The 13,637-nt window shown below is 67.1% G+C and carries 13 protein-coding genes; all 13 read left to right on the plus strand.

The window, feature by feature from the left end; genetic code table 11:
• Positions 1-44 precede the first annotated feature (44 nt).
• On the plus strand, positions 45-917 hold the full coding sequence (locus tag C8C99_RS08590) for a branched-chain amino acid ABC transporter permease (RefSeq protein WP_056644455.1): 873 nt from the start codon (positions 45-47) through the stop codon (positions 915-917).
• Positions 914-1,885, plus strand: a complete 972-nt coding sequence (locus tag C8C99_RS08595; protein WP_056644457.1) for a branched-chain amino acid ABC transporter permease — start codon at positions 914-916, stop codon at positions 1,883-1,885. Before C8C99_RS08590 ends, C8C99_RS08595 begins: the two co-directional genes overlap by 4 nt.
• Entirely contained in the window at positions 1,875-2,636 is a 762-nt protein-coding gene (locus tag C8C99_RS08600) for an ABC transporter ATP-binding protein (RefSeq protein WP_056644460.1), read from the plus strand. The genes C8C99_RS08595 and C8C99_RS08600 overlap by 11 nt, the downstream gene beginning before the upstream one ends.
• Positions 2,633-3,349 carry an ABC transporter ATP-binding protein gene (locus C8C99_RS08605; protein WP_108625483.1) on the plus strand — a complete coding sequence of 239 codons (717 nt, stop codon included), beginning with the start codon at positions 2,633-2,635 and terminating at the stop codon, positions 3,347-3,349. The genes C8C99_RS08600 and C8C99_RS08605 overlap by 4 nt, the downstream gene beginning before the upstream one ends.
• Before the next feature lie 67 nt (positions 3,350-3,416).
• A complete protein-coding gene (locus C8C99_RS08610) occupies positions 3,417-4,382 on the plus strand; it encodes a tripartite tricarboxylate transporter substrate binding protein (RefSeq protein WP_108625484.1) in 966 nt (321 codons plus the stop codon).
• On the plus strand, positions 4,379-5,665 hold the full coding sequence (locus C8C99_RS08615; RefSeq protein ID WP_108625485.1) for a 3-isopropylmalate dehydratase large subunit: 1,287 nt from the start codon (positions 4,379-4,381) through the stop codon (positions 5,663-5,665). The genes C8C99_RS08610 and C8C99_RS08615 overlap by 4 nt, the downstream gene beginning before the upstream one ends.
• A complete protein-coding gene (locus tag C8C99_RS08620) occupies positions 5,662-6,162 on the plus strand; it encodes a 3-isopropylmalate dehydratase (RefSeq protein ID WP_056644472.1) in 501 nt (166 codons plus the stop codon). Before C8C99_RS08615 ends, C8C99_RS08620 begins: the two co-directional genes overlap by 4 nt.
• Positions 6,155-7,876 carry a hydantoinase B/oxoprolinase family protein gene (locus tag C8C99_RS08625; RefSeq protein ID WP_233247184.1) on the plus strand — a complete coding sequence of 574 codons (1,722 nt, stop codon included), beginning with the start codon at positions 6,155-6,157 and terminating at the stop codon, positions 7,874-7,876. The genes C8C99_RS08620 and C8C99_RS08625 overlap by 8 nt, the downstream gene beginning before the upstream one ends.
• A complete protein-coding gene (locus tag C8C99_RS08630; RefSeq protein WP_108625486.1) occupies positions 7,873-9,957 on the plus strand; it encodes a hydantoinase/oxoprolinase family protein in 2,085 nt (694 codons plus the stop codon). The genes C8C99_RS08625 and C8C99_RS08630 overlap by 4 nt, the downstream gene beginning before the upstream one ends.
• Positions 9,954-10,577 carry a cysteine hydrolase family protein gene (locus C8C99_RS08635; protein WP_108625487.1) on the plus strand — a complete coding sequence of 208 codons (624 nt, stop codon included), beginning with the start codon at positions 9,954-9,956 and terminating at the stop codon, positions 10,575-10,577. The genes C8C99_RS08630 and C8C99_RS08635 overlap by 4 nt, the downstream gene beginning before the upstream one ends.
• A gap of 8 nt (positions 10,578-10,585) precedes the next feature.
• A complete protein-coding gene (locus tag C8C99_RS08640) occupies positions 10,586-11,998 on the plus strand; it encodes an FAD-dependent oxidoreductase (protein ID WP_108625488.1) in 1,413 nt (470 codons plus the stop codon).
• Between the two features lie 4 nt (positions 11,999-12,002).
• Positions 12,003-12,866: an oxaloacetate decarboxylase gene (locus C8C99_RS08645; protein ID WP_108625489.1), complete on the plus strand. Its 864-nt coding sequence runs from the start codon at positions 12,003-12,005 to the stop codon at positions 12,864-12,866.
• Between the two features lie 204 nt (positions 12,867-13,070).
• Positions 13,071-13,613: a peptide-methionine (S)-S-oxide reductase MsrA gene (msrA, locus tag C8C99_RS08650; RefSeq protein WP_108625490.1), complete on the plus strand. Its 543-nt coding sequence runs from the start codon at positions 13,071-13,073 to the stop codon at positions 13,611-13,613.
• Positions 13,614-13,637: the final 24 nt, after the last annotated feature.

The following is a 13,637-nucleotide window of genomic DNA, read 5'->3' on the forward strand; positions in this document are numbered from 1 at the left end:
AGGCGCCAGGCCGCGCCTTTGTCTGATTAGCGCCCATTCCCTCCATGTTCGACCTCAGCATCCTCTTTCCGTCGGTCCTCAACGGCCTGACCACGGGCGCGGTGTATGCCCTCATCGCGCTCGGGCTCACGTTGATCTACGGCGTGCTGCACATCATCAACTTCGCGCACGGTGCGTCGCTGATGCTGGCGCTGTACGCGGTGTACCTGCTCAAGCAGCACTTCGGGCTCGACCCCTATCTGGCGCTGCCCATCCTGGTCCCTGGCATGTTCGCCCTGGGTTATGCGCTGCAGCGCCTGGTCATCAACCGCGCCAGCCACGGCAAGGACGAAAACATCCTGCTCGTCACGCTGGGCATTTCCATCGTGATGGAAAACCTCGCGCTGCTGTTCTTCAAATCCGATACGCGCACCATCGAGACGGCCTACACCCTCACCACCGTGGCGGTGGGGCCCGCCATGATCGCCTTGCCCAAGCTGGTCGCTTTTGCTGGTGCGCTGGTGGTGTCGGCCGTGCTGCTGTGGATCGTGGGCCGCACCGACTTGGGCCGCGCCATCCGCGCGGTGGCCAAGGAGAAGCACGGTGCCAAGCTCATGGGCATCAATGTGGACCATGTGTATGCCATGAGCTTTGGGATTGGTCTGGCCTGCCTGGGTGCTGCCGCCTGCTTTCTGCTGCCAGCGTATTACGTGAACCCGCAGGTGGGTAGCGGCTTTGTGCTGGTGGCGTTCACCATCGTGGTGCTGGGCGGCATGGGCAGCTTTACCGGCGCGCTGGTGGGTGGTCTGCTGATCGGCGTGGTGGAGTCGCTGGGCGGCCTGTACCTGGGTGAATCGCTGGGCCAAATCGGCATTTTTGCCATCTTTATCGCCGTGTTGCTGTTCCGCCCGCAGGGCTTGTTTGGAGCCAAGGCATGAAGCAGCTTGCAAGCATTGGATTGTTTGCCGTCGTCGTGGCGGCCATCGCGGCGTTTTCCGACTCCGGCGTGTTGCTCAACTTCGTGATGATGTCGCTCTACGCGGCGCTGCTGGCGCAGGCGTGGAACATCCTCGGGGGCTTTGGCGGTCAGTTCTCGTTCGGGCACGCACTGTTCTTCGGAACGGGCGCCTACATACAGGCCATTGCCCAGATGCAAGGGGGCATCAATCCCTGGATTGCATTGCCCATGGCGGTGGCTGGCAGCGCGCTGGTGGGGCTGTTCGTGGGCGGGCTGTCGTTCCGTTACGGACTCAAGGGCTCGTACTTTGCGCTGGTCACGCTGGCTTTTGCCGAGGTGTTTCGCATCCTGGCGCTGTCGGTGCCGTTCACCGGCGCAGGTGTGGGGCTGATGCTGCCGCTCAAGGAGTCGCTCTCCAACATGCAGTTCGGATCGCGCAAGGGTTTTGTCTTCCTGATCCTGGCGCTGGTCACACTGGCGCTGCTGGTCAGCTGGTGGCTCAAGAACTCGCGCTTTGGTGCCTGGCTGCAGGCCGTGCGCGACAACGAAGACGCAGCGCGCGCCATCGGCGTCAATCCCTTCGGCGTGAAGATGGGCGCCATTGCCCTGTCGGGCGGCTTCATGGGGGCAGCCGGGGCGTTCTATGTGCAGGTGTTCCAGTACATCGACCCAGGCATTGCCTACGGTTCGGTCACGTCGGTGGAGGCCCTGGTGGCGGCCATCGTGGGTGGCATTGGCACCGTCTGGGGCCCTGTGCTGGGTGCGCTGGTGCTGCACATCCTGGCCGACGTCACGCGCAACCTGTTTGGCCAGTTGCCCGGCATCAACATGGTGATTTACGGCGTGGTGCTGGTGCTCATCGTGATGTTCCTGCCCCGTGGCATTGCGGGCATCGGGCAGTCGGTGGTGGCGGTGTGGAAACGTTCGGGAGGCCGCCATGGCGAATGACCTGTTGCAGCTCAACGGGCTGAGCAAATCCTTCGGCGGCCTGAAAGCCGTGCAAAACGTGAGCCTGTCGGTGCCAGAAGGTTCGCTGACCGCCCTGATCGGTCCCAACGGCGCGGGCAAGACGACGCTCTTTGCACTGATGTCAGGTTTTGTACGGCCCGACACAGGCACCGTGCGCTTTGCGGGCCAGGACATCACGGGCCAGGCCCCGCACCTCAACGCCCGGCTGGGCATGACGCGCACCTTCCAGATCGTGCAGCCTTTCGCAGCGCAGACCGTGCGCGAAAACATTGCCGTGGGCGCGCACCTCAAAGAGCCCAGCCGCCGTGCCGCGCTGGGGCTGGCGAGCGACGTGGCGGCCCGCGTAGGCCTGGCCCCGCAGCTGGACAAACCTGCGGCCGACCTCACGGTGGCCGGCCGCAAGCGCCTGGAGCTGGCGCGCGCCCTGGCCACCCGGCCGCGCCTGCTGCTGCTCGATGAAGTGCTGGCTGGCCTCAACCCCCAGGAGATTGCCGAGATGATTCCCGTGGTGCGCGGCATTGCCGATGGTGGCGTGACCGTGTTGATGATCGAACACGTCATGCAGGCGGTGATGAACTTGGCCGAGCATGTGTGGGTGCTGGCCCAGGGCCAGCTCATTGCGCAGGGCAACCCCGCGCAGGTCACCTCGGACGAGCGGGTGATCGAGGCCTACCTCGGCCACGGCACCGCCGCCCGTTTGCGCGCCGCCGCACCGCAGGAGGCCGCATGAGCACCGCCCCTTTGCTGGAGATCACCGGCCTGCGCGGCGGCTACGGCCGGGTGGAAGTGCTGCGGGGCGTGGACCTGCAGGTGCAGCCCGGCGAGACTGTGGCGCTGCTGGGCAGCAACGGCGCGGGCAAGTCCACGCTCAACAACGTGGTCTGCGGCATCTACAAGGCCTGGGCGGGCAAGGTGGCGTTTGATGGGGCCGACCTCAGCGGCGCCCACTACACCGAGGTCGTCAAGGCGGGTCTGATTCAGGTGCCCGAAGGCCGCAAGATATTCCCCAACCTGAGCGTGATGGAGAACCTGGCGCTCGGCAGCTTCACCCGGGCGCGCGAGCGCCGCGCCGAGAACATCGACAAGGTGTTTGCCATCTTTCCGCGCCTGAAGGAGCGCACCCTGCAGCTCGCCGGCACCATGAGCGGTGGCGAACAGCAGATGCTGGCCATTGGCCGCGGAATGATGGCCGAGCCGCGCCTGCTCATCCTCGACGAGCCCTCGCTGGGCCTGTCGCCACTGCTGGTCGAAGAGATGTTTGGTCTGATCCGGCAGCTGCGCTCCACCGGTCTCGCGGTGATGCTGGTGGAGCAGAACGTGGGCCAGTCCCTCGAAATCGCCGACCGCGCCTACGTGATGGAGAACGGAAGCATCCGCTTCTCGGGTGCCCCCGCCGACTTGCTGCGCAGCGACGACCTGCGCCGCGCCTACCTGGGGCTGTGATGCCGGCACTTGCCCCGTAAGCCACCACCCCACAAGTCACAGAACTACAGGATTGGAGACACACCCCATGACTTCACGCCGTCATCTCTTGGTTGCCCTGGGCGCCACGCCCGCCCTGTGGCAGGGCCCGCTGGCGCTGGCCCAAGGTAACACCCCCATCCGCATCCTGGTGGGTGCCCCGGCCGGTGGATCCACCGACACGCTGGCGCGCACCCTGGCCATTGAAATGGGCCGCCTGCTGGGCCGCACCGTCATTGTCGAGAACCGACCTGGCGCGGGCGGCAACATCGCGGCCGACGCAGTGGCCAAGGCCGCGCCCGATGGCAATACCCTGCTGATGAGCTTCACCAGCCATGCCATCAACGCCAGTCTGTACAAGACGCCGCCGTTCGACCCCATCAAGGACTTCACGCCGCTGACCTGTGTGGCGACCTCGCCCTCGGTGCTGGTGGCCAACCCCGCCGTGCCTGCCAAGGATGTGCGCGAACTGATCGCCCTTGCCAAGGCCAAGCCCGGCAAGCTCAACTTTGCGATCGGCGCCGTGGGCTCGTCCCTGCACTTGGCGGGGGACGCGTTCAAGATGCAGTCGGGCGCCTATATCGTGAACATTCCGTATCGGGGTACTGCGCCCGCGTTGCAGGATGTGCTGGCCGGGCAGGTGGAGCTGATGTTTGCCGCCGTGGGCAATGCCCAGGCGCAGATCCGCGCAGGCAAGCTCAAGGCGCTGGGGGTGACCAGTGCACAGCGCCTGCCTGCGTTTCCCGATGTGCCCGCGATTGCCGAGGTGCTGCCCGGCTATGAATCCAGTGCCTGGTTCGGGCTTTTCGGCCCGGGGCAGATGAACCCGGAGCTGGCCAAGCGCATCAGCGACGCTGCGCGCCAAGCCATCGCCTCGCCCGATGTGAAGCGGCGCCTGGAGCACGAAGGTGCCGTGCCCGTGGGCAACAGCCCCGAAGAGTTTGCGCGCTTTGTGCAGGCCGAGATCCCGCGCTGGGCCAAGGTGGTGCAGTTTTCTGGAGCCAAGCCCGAATGAGCCTCCCATCCAGCCCCCCGAGCACGCTGGCGCAGAAGCTCGTGGCCCGCGCCAGTGGCCGCGACCGCGTCACGCCCGGCGAGATCGTCAATTGCCGTGTCGATCTGGCCATGTTCCACGACTCGTCCGGCCCGCGTCGGCTCAAGCCCATGCTGGAAGAGCTGGGCGCCCAGATCTGGGACAAGCGCCGCGTGGTCCTGGTGATGGACCACTACCTGCCCGAGCGCGACGACGAATCGCGCCGCATCGTGCGCATCGCCCGCGACTGGGCGCGCGAGCAGGACCTGCCCCATGTGTACGACGGCCAGGGTATCTGCCATGTGGTGGTGCCCCAGCACGGCCACATCCGCCCCGGCATGTTCTGTGTGGGCGGCGACTCGCATTCGCCCACGGGCGGCGCGTTTGGCGCCTACATGTTCGGCATTGGCAGCACCGAGATGCTGGGCGTGGTCGTGACCGGTGAAATCTGGCTGCGCGTGCCGCACACCCTGCAGATGCACTGGAGCGGCCAGTTGGCTGCAGGCGTGACCGCCAAGGACATGATGCTGCACATGATCGGCCGCTTTGGCATGAACGGCGGCCAGTATCAGGCCGTGGAATTTGCCGGTCCCGCCGTACAGGCGCTGGGCATGCAAGAGCGCATGACCCTGTCCAACATGAGCGCCGAGCTGGGTGCCCAGGCCGGGCTGATTGCCCCCGACGCCACGACAAGCGACTGGCTCCGGGCTGCAGGAGTGCCCGATGCAGACCTGCAGGGGCTGGATGCCTGGCGCACGGACGAAGGCGCTGACTTGACGCGCCACACTTTCGACGCCACCACACTCACGCCCCAGGTCGCCGCCCCGCACAGCCCCGCCAACGCCGCGCCCGTGGCGCAGCATGCAGGGCAGGGCATTGACGTGGCCTATATCGGCGCCTGTACTGGCGCCAAGTTGGACGACCTGCGCGCCGCCGCCAGCGTGTTGCGTGGCCAGCGAGTGGCCGCCAGCGTGCGCCTGATGGTCGCGCCGGCCAGCCAGCGCGACCAAGCCGCTGCCCAGGCCGAAGGCGTGCTGCAGGTGCTGCAGGACGCAGGGGCTGAACTGTTCCCCACCACCTGTGGGGCCTGCGCGGGCTATGGCGACACGGTGGGCGACGCCACCAACGTCATCTCCAGCACGGCGCGCAATTTCAAGGGCCGCATGGGCTCGCCCACGGCGCAGGTGTATCTGGCCTCGCCCTACACGGTGGCAGCTTCGGCCCTGCGTGGCTGCATTACTGATCCCCGAGAGGTGTTGGCATGACGAGTATCCACCGCGTCTGGAAGTTGGGTGCCGACGTCGACACCGACGTGCTGGCCCCCGGCCACGCCATGAAGCACGGCATCGACGTGCTGGCACGCCACTGCCTTGAATCCGTGCGCCCCGACTTTGTGCAGGGTGTACGAAAAGGTGATGTGATCGTGGCCGGGCCCAACTTCGGCATTGGCTCGTCGCGCGAGCAGGCGGCTGCCGTGCTGGTGCGCCTGGGCGTGGCGGCGGTAATTGCGCCGTCGTTCAGTGGCCTTTACTTTCGCAACGCGTTCAACCTGGGCCTGCTGCTGCTGACCTGCCCCGAGGCCGACGCCATCGGGGAGGAGGAGGGCATCACCCTGAACGAACAAACACCTTCGGTCACCACCGCCCTGGGGCGTGTGCTGGCCTGCGACCCGATTCCCCCGTTTCTTTTGGACATGGTGCGCGCCGGTGGGCTGATGAACCAGCTGCGCGCCCGCTTTGGCAAGGAGCCCCTGCATGGCTGAACACACCCCCAACCCGCCGCCCATGGACCCAGTCATGGACCCGGTCACCTTGGCCGTGCTGCGCGGGCGGCTGGAGCAGATCGCTGACGAGATGGACGCCACGCTGTACCGCAGCGCGTTCAATCCCATCATTGCCGAGGCGCATGACGCCTGCCACGGCCTGTACGACGCCACCACGGGCGACACGCTGGTGCAAGGCAAGTCCGGCCTGCCGGTCTTCGTGGGTGCCATGGCCTTTGCCGTGCGCGCGGCCATGCGGGCGGCGGGCGAGCGCGGCGGCATCACGGCGGGCGATACCTGGCTGTTCAACGACCCCTACGAGGGCGGCACCCACGCCAACGACTTCAAGCTGGTGCGCCCATTCTTCCGCAACGGGCAGCTGTTCTGCTTCTTGGCATCGGCCGCGCACTGGCACGACGTGGGCGGCAACGTGCCCGGCAACTACAACCCGGCCGCCACCGAGTGCTGGCAAGAAGCGGTGCAGATTCCGCCGGTGCGCATCGTGCGCGGCGGGGTGTTCGACGACGACGTGCTCGCCATCCTCAAGGCCAACACCCGCCTGCCCGACAGCCTGTGGGGCGACCTGAATGGCCAGCTGGCCGCGCTGGACCTGGGCGAGCGCCGCCTGCACGACTTGCTGGACCAATACGGCGATGCCCAGGTGCAGCAGGCCATGGGTGAGCTGCGCACGCGCGCCGTCAAGCTCATGCAGTCGCACATCGCGGCGCTGCCCGACGGGCGCTACAGCTTCAGCGACATCCTGGACAACGACGGCGTGAAGGACGAGCCACTGACCATCGCGCTCGACATGACGGTGCAGGGCGACCGCCTCACGCTGGACTTCTCGCGCACCTCGCCGCAGTGCGCGGGGCCGGTCAATATCTCGCGCGCCACGGCCATTGCGGCGTGCTACGTCGCCCTTAAGCACTTGTTCCCCGATGTGCCCGCCAATGCGGGTGTGCTCGATGCCGTGGACTTTGTGCTGCCCGAGGGGCTGGTCATCAGCGCCGCGCGCCCGCGCCCCGTGGGTGGCTACACCGAAACCATCCTGCGCATGATCGATGTGATCTTCAGCGCCACCGCGCAGGCCGACCCCAAACGCGCCATGGCCCAGGCCTACGGCACCATCAACGCGCTGTCCATCGCCGGGCTGCGCACCGATGCCGCCCGCAAGGGCCAACGCTGGGTGATGTTTAGCTTCTTCGGCGGCGGCCACGGCGGGCACAGCGATGGCGATGGCCTGAGCCACGGCAACGCGCCTATCTCCACCGCCACCATCCCGCCGCTCGAAATTCTGGAGGCGGCGTACCCCGTGCGCTTCACGCAGTGGGCGTTGCGGCCCGATTCGGGCGGCAACGGCCAGCAACGGGGCGGCCTGGGCGCTATCTACGAAATTGAGCTGCTGGAGCAGGATGCCGAGGTCTTCATCTTTGGCGAGCGTGGCAAGGCCGCACCTCAAGGCATTTCGGGCGGTAGCGCCGGTTCCATGAACGTTTTCAGCTATGAAAACAATAGTGAATGGAAGCAGCCACCCATGCGCTCCAAGATGATTGGCATCCGCCTGAAGCAGGGCGAGCGCGTCCGCCTGGAGACCCCCGGTGGCGGTGGCTACGGTGCCCCAGCCGCGCGGGATGCGGCAGCGCGTGAGAAGGATCTGGCGATGGGCTATGTGAGCGTCCCTAACGCACTGAAAGCATTGAAAGGCAAGGCATGAGTAGCGGCAAGGTTTCGGACAAGGCTTTGAGCGAGGCGTCCTATGTGGTGGGCGTGGACGTGGGCGGCACCTTCACCGACCTGTTCGTGCTGGACGAGCGCGACGGCAGCGCCCGCATCGTCAAGGTGCCCAGCACCCGGGGCGAGGAGGCGCGCGGCTTCATGAATGGCGTGGCGCGCGTGGCCGACTCGGCCGGGCAGATCGCCACCATCGTGCACGGCACCACCGTGGGCACCAATGCGCTGCTGGAGCGCAAGGTGGCGCGCACCGGCATCATCACCACCCGCGGCTTTCGCGATGTGCTGGAGATGCGCCGCCGCGACCGGCCGCAGACCTGGGGCCTGCGTGGCAGCTTCGAGCCCATCGTGCCGCGCGACTTGCGGCTGGAGGTGGACGAGCGCGTGTTGGCCGACGGCACGGTGCACACACCGGTGGATGTGGAGCAGGTCAAGGCCCAGGCCTGTGCGCTGCTTCATGCTGGCTGCGAGGCCGTCTGCGTATTCTTCATCAACACCTATGCCAACCCCGCCAACGAACAGGCCGCCGTAGCCGCCGTGCGCAGCGTGTGGCCCAACCCGCATGTGACGGCCGCGAGCGAGGTGCTGCCCGAAATCCGTGAGTTCGAGCGCTGCTCCACCGCCACGCTCAACGCCGCCCTGCAGCCCGTGGTGGGCAGCTACCTGGAACGGCTGGAAGGCGACCTGCGCACACAAGGCTTTGGCGGTGAACTGCTCATCGTGCAGAGCAACGGCGGCGTGATGTCGCGCCAGACGGCGTGCGATGTGCCGGTGCGCACCGCGCTGTCGGGCCCGGCGGCGGGCGTGATTGCCTGCGCGGCGATTGCGCGTGCTGCGGGCTTTCCCGATGTAATCACGGGCGACATGGGTGGTACCTCGTTCGACGTGTCGCTGGTGGCTAAGGGCGAAGCGGCGCTGGCTGCACAAACGGCCATTGAGTTCGGCATGGTGGTCCGCTCGCCCATGATCCAGATCGAGACCATCGGCGCGGGTGGCGGCTCCATCGCCTCGGTAGACGCTAGCGGCATGCTGCAGGTGGGCCCCGAGTCGGCGGGCAGCATCCCCGGCCCGGCCTGCTATGGCCGGGGCAACACGCGCCCCACGGTGACCGATGCCAACGTGCTGCTGGGCCGCATTGCCGCCGACCGCCCCCTGGGCGGTGGTCTGCTGGCCGCCATGGACGCACAAAAGTCGCGCGATGCCATCGAGACCCATGTCGCCAAGCCCCTGGGCCTGGACGTGATGGCTGCTGCCGAAGCCATCCTCACAGTGGCCAACGCCAAGATGGCGGGCGCCGTGCGCGTGGTGTCCATCGAGCGCGGGCACGACCCGCGCCAGTTTGCCTATATGCCGTTTGGCGGCGGCGGCGCGCTGCATGTGTGCGCCATGATGCGCGAGGTGGGCGTGGGCACGGGCATCGTGCCGCGCTACCCCGGCGTGACCTCGGCCCTGGGCTGCGTGATGGCCGACATGCGCCACGATGCGGTGCAGACGCTGAACAAGCCCCTGGCCGACCTGGACGTGGCCGACCTGCGCCAGCGCGTGGCCACACTGGCCGCCACCTGCCAGCAACGGCTCGATTCAGCGGGCGTGAAGTTTGTGGAAGTGCAGGAGGTCATTGCGCTCGACATGCTCTACGCCGGGCAGACGCACACCGTGCAGGTGCCTGTGGCTGCCGATGCGCTGAGCCACGAGGGCATCCCCGCCGCATTCGAGGCCGCCTACCGCGCCGCCTTCGGCCGCGTGCTTGACGGTATTGCCGTGCGGGTGATGAACCTGCGCTACGCCCGTGTCGGCGTGCGCCCCAAGTTCGACCTGACGGTGCTGGCCCCGCAGACCACCACGGTGAACCCCTCGCTGGGTGTGCAGCGTGTGTTCCACGCCGGCCGCTGGTGGGACGCCGCGCGCCACGCACGCCTGGACCTGCCGGTGGGCACCTGTATCGATGGCCCGGCCATCCTGGAGCAGCCCGACACCACGGTCTGGCTGGAGCCTGGCTTCAGCGCCACGGTGGACCCGCTGGGCAATCTGCTGGTGCGGGCCGACGCGGGGGGCGCGGCATGAGTCACGCTGCTATTGAACCGCGCCACACCGCGCTGGTCATCATCGACCTGCAAAACGACTTTCTGGCGCCGGATGGCGCCTATGCACGCGGTGGCGCCGTGAGCGCTGCCGCCCAGGCCTTGCCGCCCCGGGTGGCAGCGGTGGCCCAAGCGCTCAAGGCGGTGGGTGGCATGGTGGTGGGGAGCCAGTTCACCCTGTGGCCCGACGCGCAGGGCGAGCCCATGGTGTCGCCCCATCTCAAGGCCTTGCGCCCGTTTCTGCGCCGTGGCGACTTTGCACCCGGCAGCACCGGCCAGGCCCATGTGGCCGAGATCGCACCGTGGGTGGACGTGTCGGTGTGCAAGGTGGCGTATTCGGCCTTCTTCAACACCCAGCTCGACTGGGTGCTGCGCCGCGCGGGCATCACCACCGTGGCCGTGTGCGGCATCGTCACCAACGGAGGCGTGGCCAGCACGGTGCGCGATGCGCACATGCGCGACTACCAGACGCTGGTGCTGTCCGACGGATGCGCGGCCTTCAAGCAAGCAGTGCACGACACCTCGCTGGCCGACATGGCCAACGTGGCCCAGGTGCTGGCCTGCGCCGACTTTGCTGCCGCTGTGGCGGCTCGTTCCGCATGAATGCGCCCATGAGCACGCCCCGCATCTGCCATGCCGAGTATCTACCCGGCACCGTGGCGCAAGACGCCCATGTGCCGGTGCTCATCGTGGGTGGCGGCGCTTGTGGCCTCACAGCCGCGCTGATGCTGCACGACGCCGGTGTGGACTGCGCCGTGCTGGAGCGCGACGCCACGCCACTGGGCTCCTCGGCCCTGTCATCCGGCTTTATCCCTGCGCCCGGCACGCAGGCGCAGCGCGCGGCGGGCATTGACGACAGCCCGGAGCGGTTTGCCACCGACATCAGCGCCAAGGCCAAGGGCAGGGCGGCGCCGCACCTGGTGCAGGTCTACGCCCAGGCCATTGGCCCGGCGCTGGATGCACTGCAAGTACGCCACGGCCTGCAGTGGCAGGTGCTGGATGGATTTCTGTACCCCGGCCACAGCTTGCGGCGCATGCACGCCACGCCCGAGAAAACTGGCGTGGGCCTGATGGGCCGTTTGGCCAACGCTGTGACGGCGGCGGACATTCCGCTGATCACCGAAGCCACGGTGCGCGAGCTGTGGGTCAACGCCCAGCAGCGCGTGATCGGCGTGGGCTACGAGCGGCCCGACGGCACGCTGGAGCACCTGGCCTGCGACGCACTCATCCTGGCCTGCAACGGCTTTGGCGGTAACCCGGCCATGGTGCGCGAGTTGCTGCCCGAGATGCGCGATGCGCTGTTCTCCGGCCACACCGGCAATGACGGCAGCGCCATTGCCTGGGGCCAGGCGCTGGGTGCCCGGCTGGCCGACCTGGGTGGCTACCAGGGCCACGGCTCCTGGGCCATTCCGCAGGGCGCGCTGATCTCGTGGGCGCTGATGATGGAAGGCGGCATCCAGGTCAATGCGCTGGGCGAGCGCTTTCACGACGAGACACAGGGCTACTCCGAGGCCTCGGTGCATGTGCTGGCGCAACCGGGCGGCGTGGCTTGGAATGTGTTCGATGCACCCATCCTCGCGCTGGCCCGTGGCTTCCCGGACTTTGTGGATGCCGAGGCGGCGGGTGCCGTCAAGCACTGCGACAGCGTGCAGGCGCTGGCGGCTGTGATTGGCTGTGAAGAGTCAAAATTGATAGCTACTCTCGCAAGCCATACGGGCGGTAGTGGCCAAAATGATGCAAATCACCGCACTTTTACCCGTCCACTGCAGGCGCCGTTCTGCGCCGTCAAGGTGACCGGCGCGCTGTTCCACACCCAGGGCGGGCTGGACATTGACGCCCAGTGCCGCGTGCTCGGGCAGCACGGCCAGCCGTTTCCCAATCTGCTGGCCGCAGGCGGCGCCGCGCGGGGCGTGTCGGGCGACGCGGTCTGGGGCTATCTCTCCGGCAACGGCCTGCTCAGCGCCGTGGCCGGTGGCTACATCGCTGCGCACACGGCGGCAGAACTGACCCGCCAGAAAGTCTGAAGACATGACCACCTCATCGTTGAAAGAACGCCTGCACGAACCCCGCGCCATGCTGGCCCCCGGCGTGTACGACGCCCTGAGCGCCCTGGTGGCCGAACAGGTGGGCTTCGAGGCGCTGTACCTCTCGGGCGCCTCCATTGCCTACACGCGCCTGGGCCGCTCGGACGTGGGCCTGACCACCTACACCGAGGTGGAAGACACCCTGGCCCGCATCACCGAGCGCGTGCGCACGCCCGTTATCGTCGATGCCGACACCGGCTTCGGCAACGCACTTAACACCCAGCGCACCGTGCGCGGCTTTGAGCGCGCAGGCGCGGCCATGGTGCAGATCGAGGACCAGGGCTTTCCCAAGCGCTGCGGGCATCTGGACGGCAAGACAGTGGTGCCCGTGGCCGAGATGTGCGGCAAGCTCAAGGCCGCGCTGGATGCGCGCCGCAGCGCCCACACCCTAATCCTGGCCCGCACCGACGCGCTGGCCGTCGAGGGTATCGACGCAGCCTTCGACCGCGCCGAGGCGTACTTGGAGTGTGGTGTGGACGCGCTCTTCATCGAGGCCCTGCGCACCCCCGAGCAGATGGACGCAGCCTGCCAGCGCTTTGCCCACCGTATCCCGCTGCTGGCCAACATGGTCGAAGGTGGCAAGACACCGATCCAGAGTGCGGCCGAGCTGCAGCAGCGCGGCTTTCGCATCGTGATCTTCCCCGGCGGCACGGCCCGTGCGGTGGCGCACACGCTGCAGGGCTACTACGCCAGCCTGCACACGCACCAGACCACAGCGCCCTTCAAGGACCGGATGATGGACTTTGACGGCTTGAATGCGCTGATCGGCACGCCCGAGCTTATGGCCCAAGGCCGCCAGTACGAGTAAATTCCGCTTCTAAATCATCCGTGTCGTTGTTGCTTCGCCTTGCCGTGCTACAGCACTGTCTGCAGCTTCGCGCCTAGACACGAATGACTTGGAAACGGAATAGCCGCCAAGCCGCACAGAGCCAATGCCCCCGCCCGCACTGCGGCGGGTGAGGGCGCGTACCATGCCGGCAAAGTTCTTCCCCCGAACTGCATGGAGACCCACATGGCCCACAACCCACAAACCATCACCCTCGGCGGCGGCTGCTTCTGGTGCACCGAAGCCGTGTTCGACCGCGTGCGCGGCATCACCGACGTGGAAAGCGGCTACACCAACGGCCACACCATCAACCCCAGCTACGAGCAGATCTGCCAGGGCGACACCGGCCACGCCGAGGTGGTGCGCCTCACGTTCGACGCCGACGAAATCAGCCTGGAAGAAATTCTGGAAATCTTCTTCCACACCCACGACCCGACCACCCTCAACCGCCAGGGCAACGACGTGGGCACGCAGTACCGCAGCGGCATCTACTACGACAACCCCGAGCACGGCGAGAACGCCAACGCCATGATCCGCCAGATGTCGCAAGACAAGCTGTTTGGCGCGCCCATCACCACCGAGGTGAAGCCGCTCTCGAACTACAGCACGGCCGAGGCCTACCACCAGGACTACTTTGCTAAGCACCCCAACGCGGGCTACTGCGCGTTTGTGGTGGGGCCTAAGGTTGAGAAGTTTCGCAAGACGTTTGCACGGTATTTGAAGGGCTGACGCTGCGACGCAGATGACCATCAA

It is taken from the genome of Acidovorax sp. 107 (genome assembly GCF_003058055.1).
Lineage (GTDB): Bacteria > Pseudomonadota > Gammaproteobacteria > Burkholderiales > Burkholderiaceae_C > Acidovorax.

Bases quoted from the DNA above. Each gene is read 5' to 3' on its own strand.
- C8C99_RS08630 (WP_108625486.1), top strand. From the start codon at position 7,873: ATGAGTAGCGGCAAGGTTTCGGACAAGGCTTTGAGCGAGGCGTCCTAT.
- C8C99_RS08620 (WP_056644472.1), top strand. From the start codon at position 5,662: ATGACGAGTATCCACCGCGTCTGGAAGTTGGGTGCCGACGTCGACACC.
- msrA (WP_108625490.1), top strand. From the start codon at position 13,071: ATGGCCCACAACCCACAAACCATCACCCTCGGCGGCGGCTGCTTCTGG.
- C8C99_RS08615 (WP_108625485.1), top strand. From the start codon at position 4,379: ATGAGCCTCCCATCCAGCCCCCCGAGCACGCTGGCGCAGAAGCTCGTG.
- C8C99_RS08610 (WP_108625484.1), top strand. From the start codon at position 3,417: ATGACTTCACGCCGTCATCTCTTGGTTGCCCTGGGCGCCACGCCCGCC.
- C8C99_RS08640 (WP_108625488.1), top strand. From the start codon at position 10,586: ATGAGCACGCCCCGCATCTGCCATGCCGAGTATCTACCCGGCACCGTG.
- C8C99_RS08600 (WP_056644460.1), top strand. From the start codon at position 1,875: ATGGCGAATGACCTGTTGCAGCTCAACGGGCTGAGCAAATCCTTCGGC.
- C8C99_RS08645 (WP_108625489.1), top strand. From the start codon at position 12,003: ATGACCACCTCATCGTTGAAAGAACGCCTGCACGAACCCCGCGCCATG.
- C8C99_RS08635 (WP_108625487.1), top strand. From the start codon at position 9,954: ATGAGTCACGCTGCTATTGAACCGCGCCACACCGCGCTGGTCATCATC.
- C8C99_RS08590 (WP_056644455.1), top strand. From the start codon at position 45: ATGTTCGACCTCAGCATCCTCTTTCCGTCGGTCCTCAACGGCCTGACC.
- C8C99_RS08625 (WP_233247184.1), top strand. From the start codon at position 6,155: ATGGCTGAACACACCCCCAACCCGCCGCCCATGGACCCAGTCATGGAC.
- C8C99_RS08605 (WP_108625483.1), top strand. From the start codon at position 2,633: ATGAGCACCGCCCCTTTGCTGGAGATCACCGGCCTGCGCGGCGGCTAC.
- C8C99_RS08595 (WP_056644457.1), top strand. From the start codon at position 914: ATGAAGCAGCTTGCAAGCATTGGATTGTTTGCCGTCGTCGTGGCGGCC.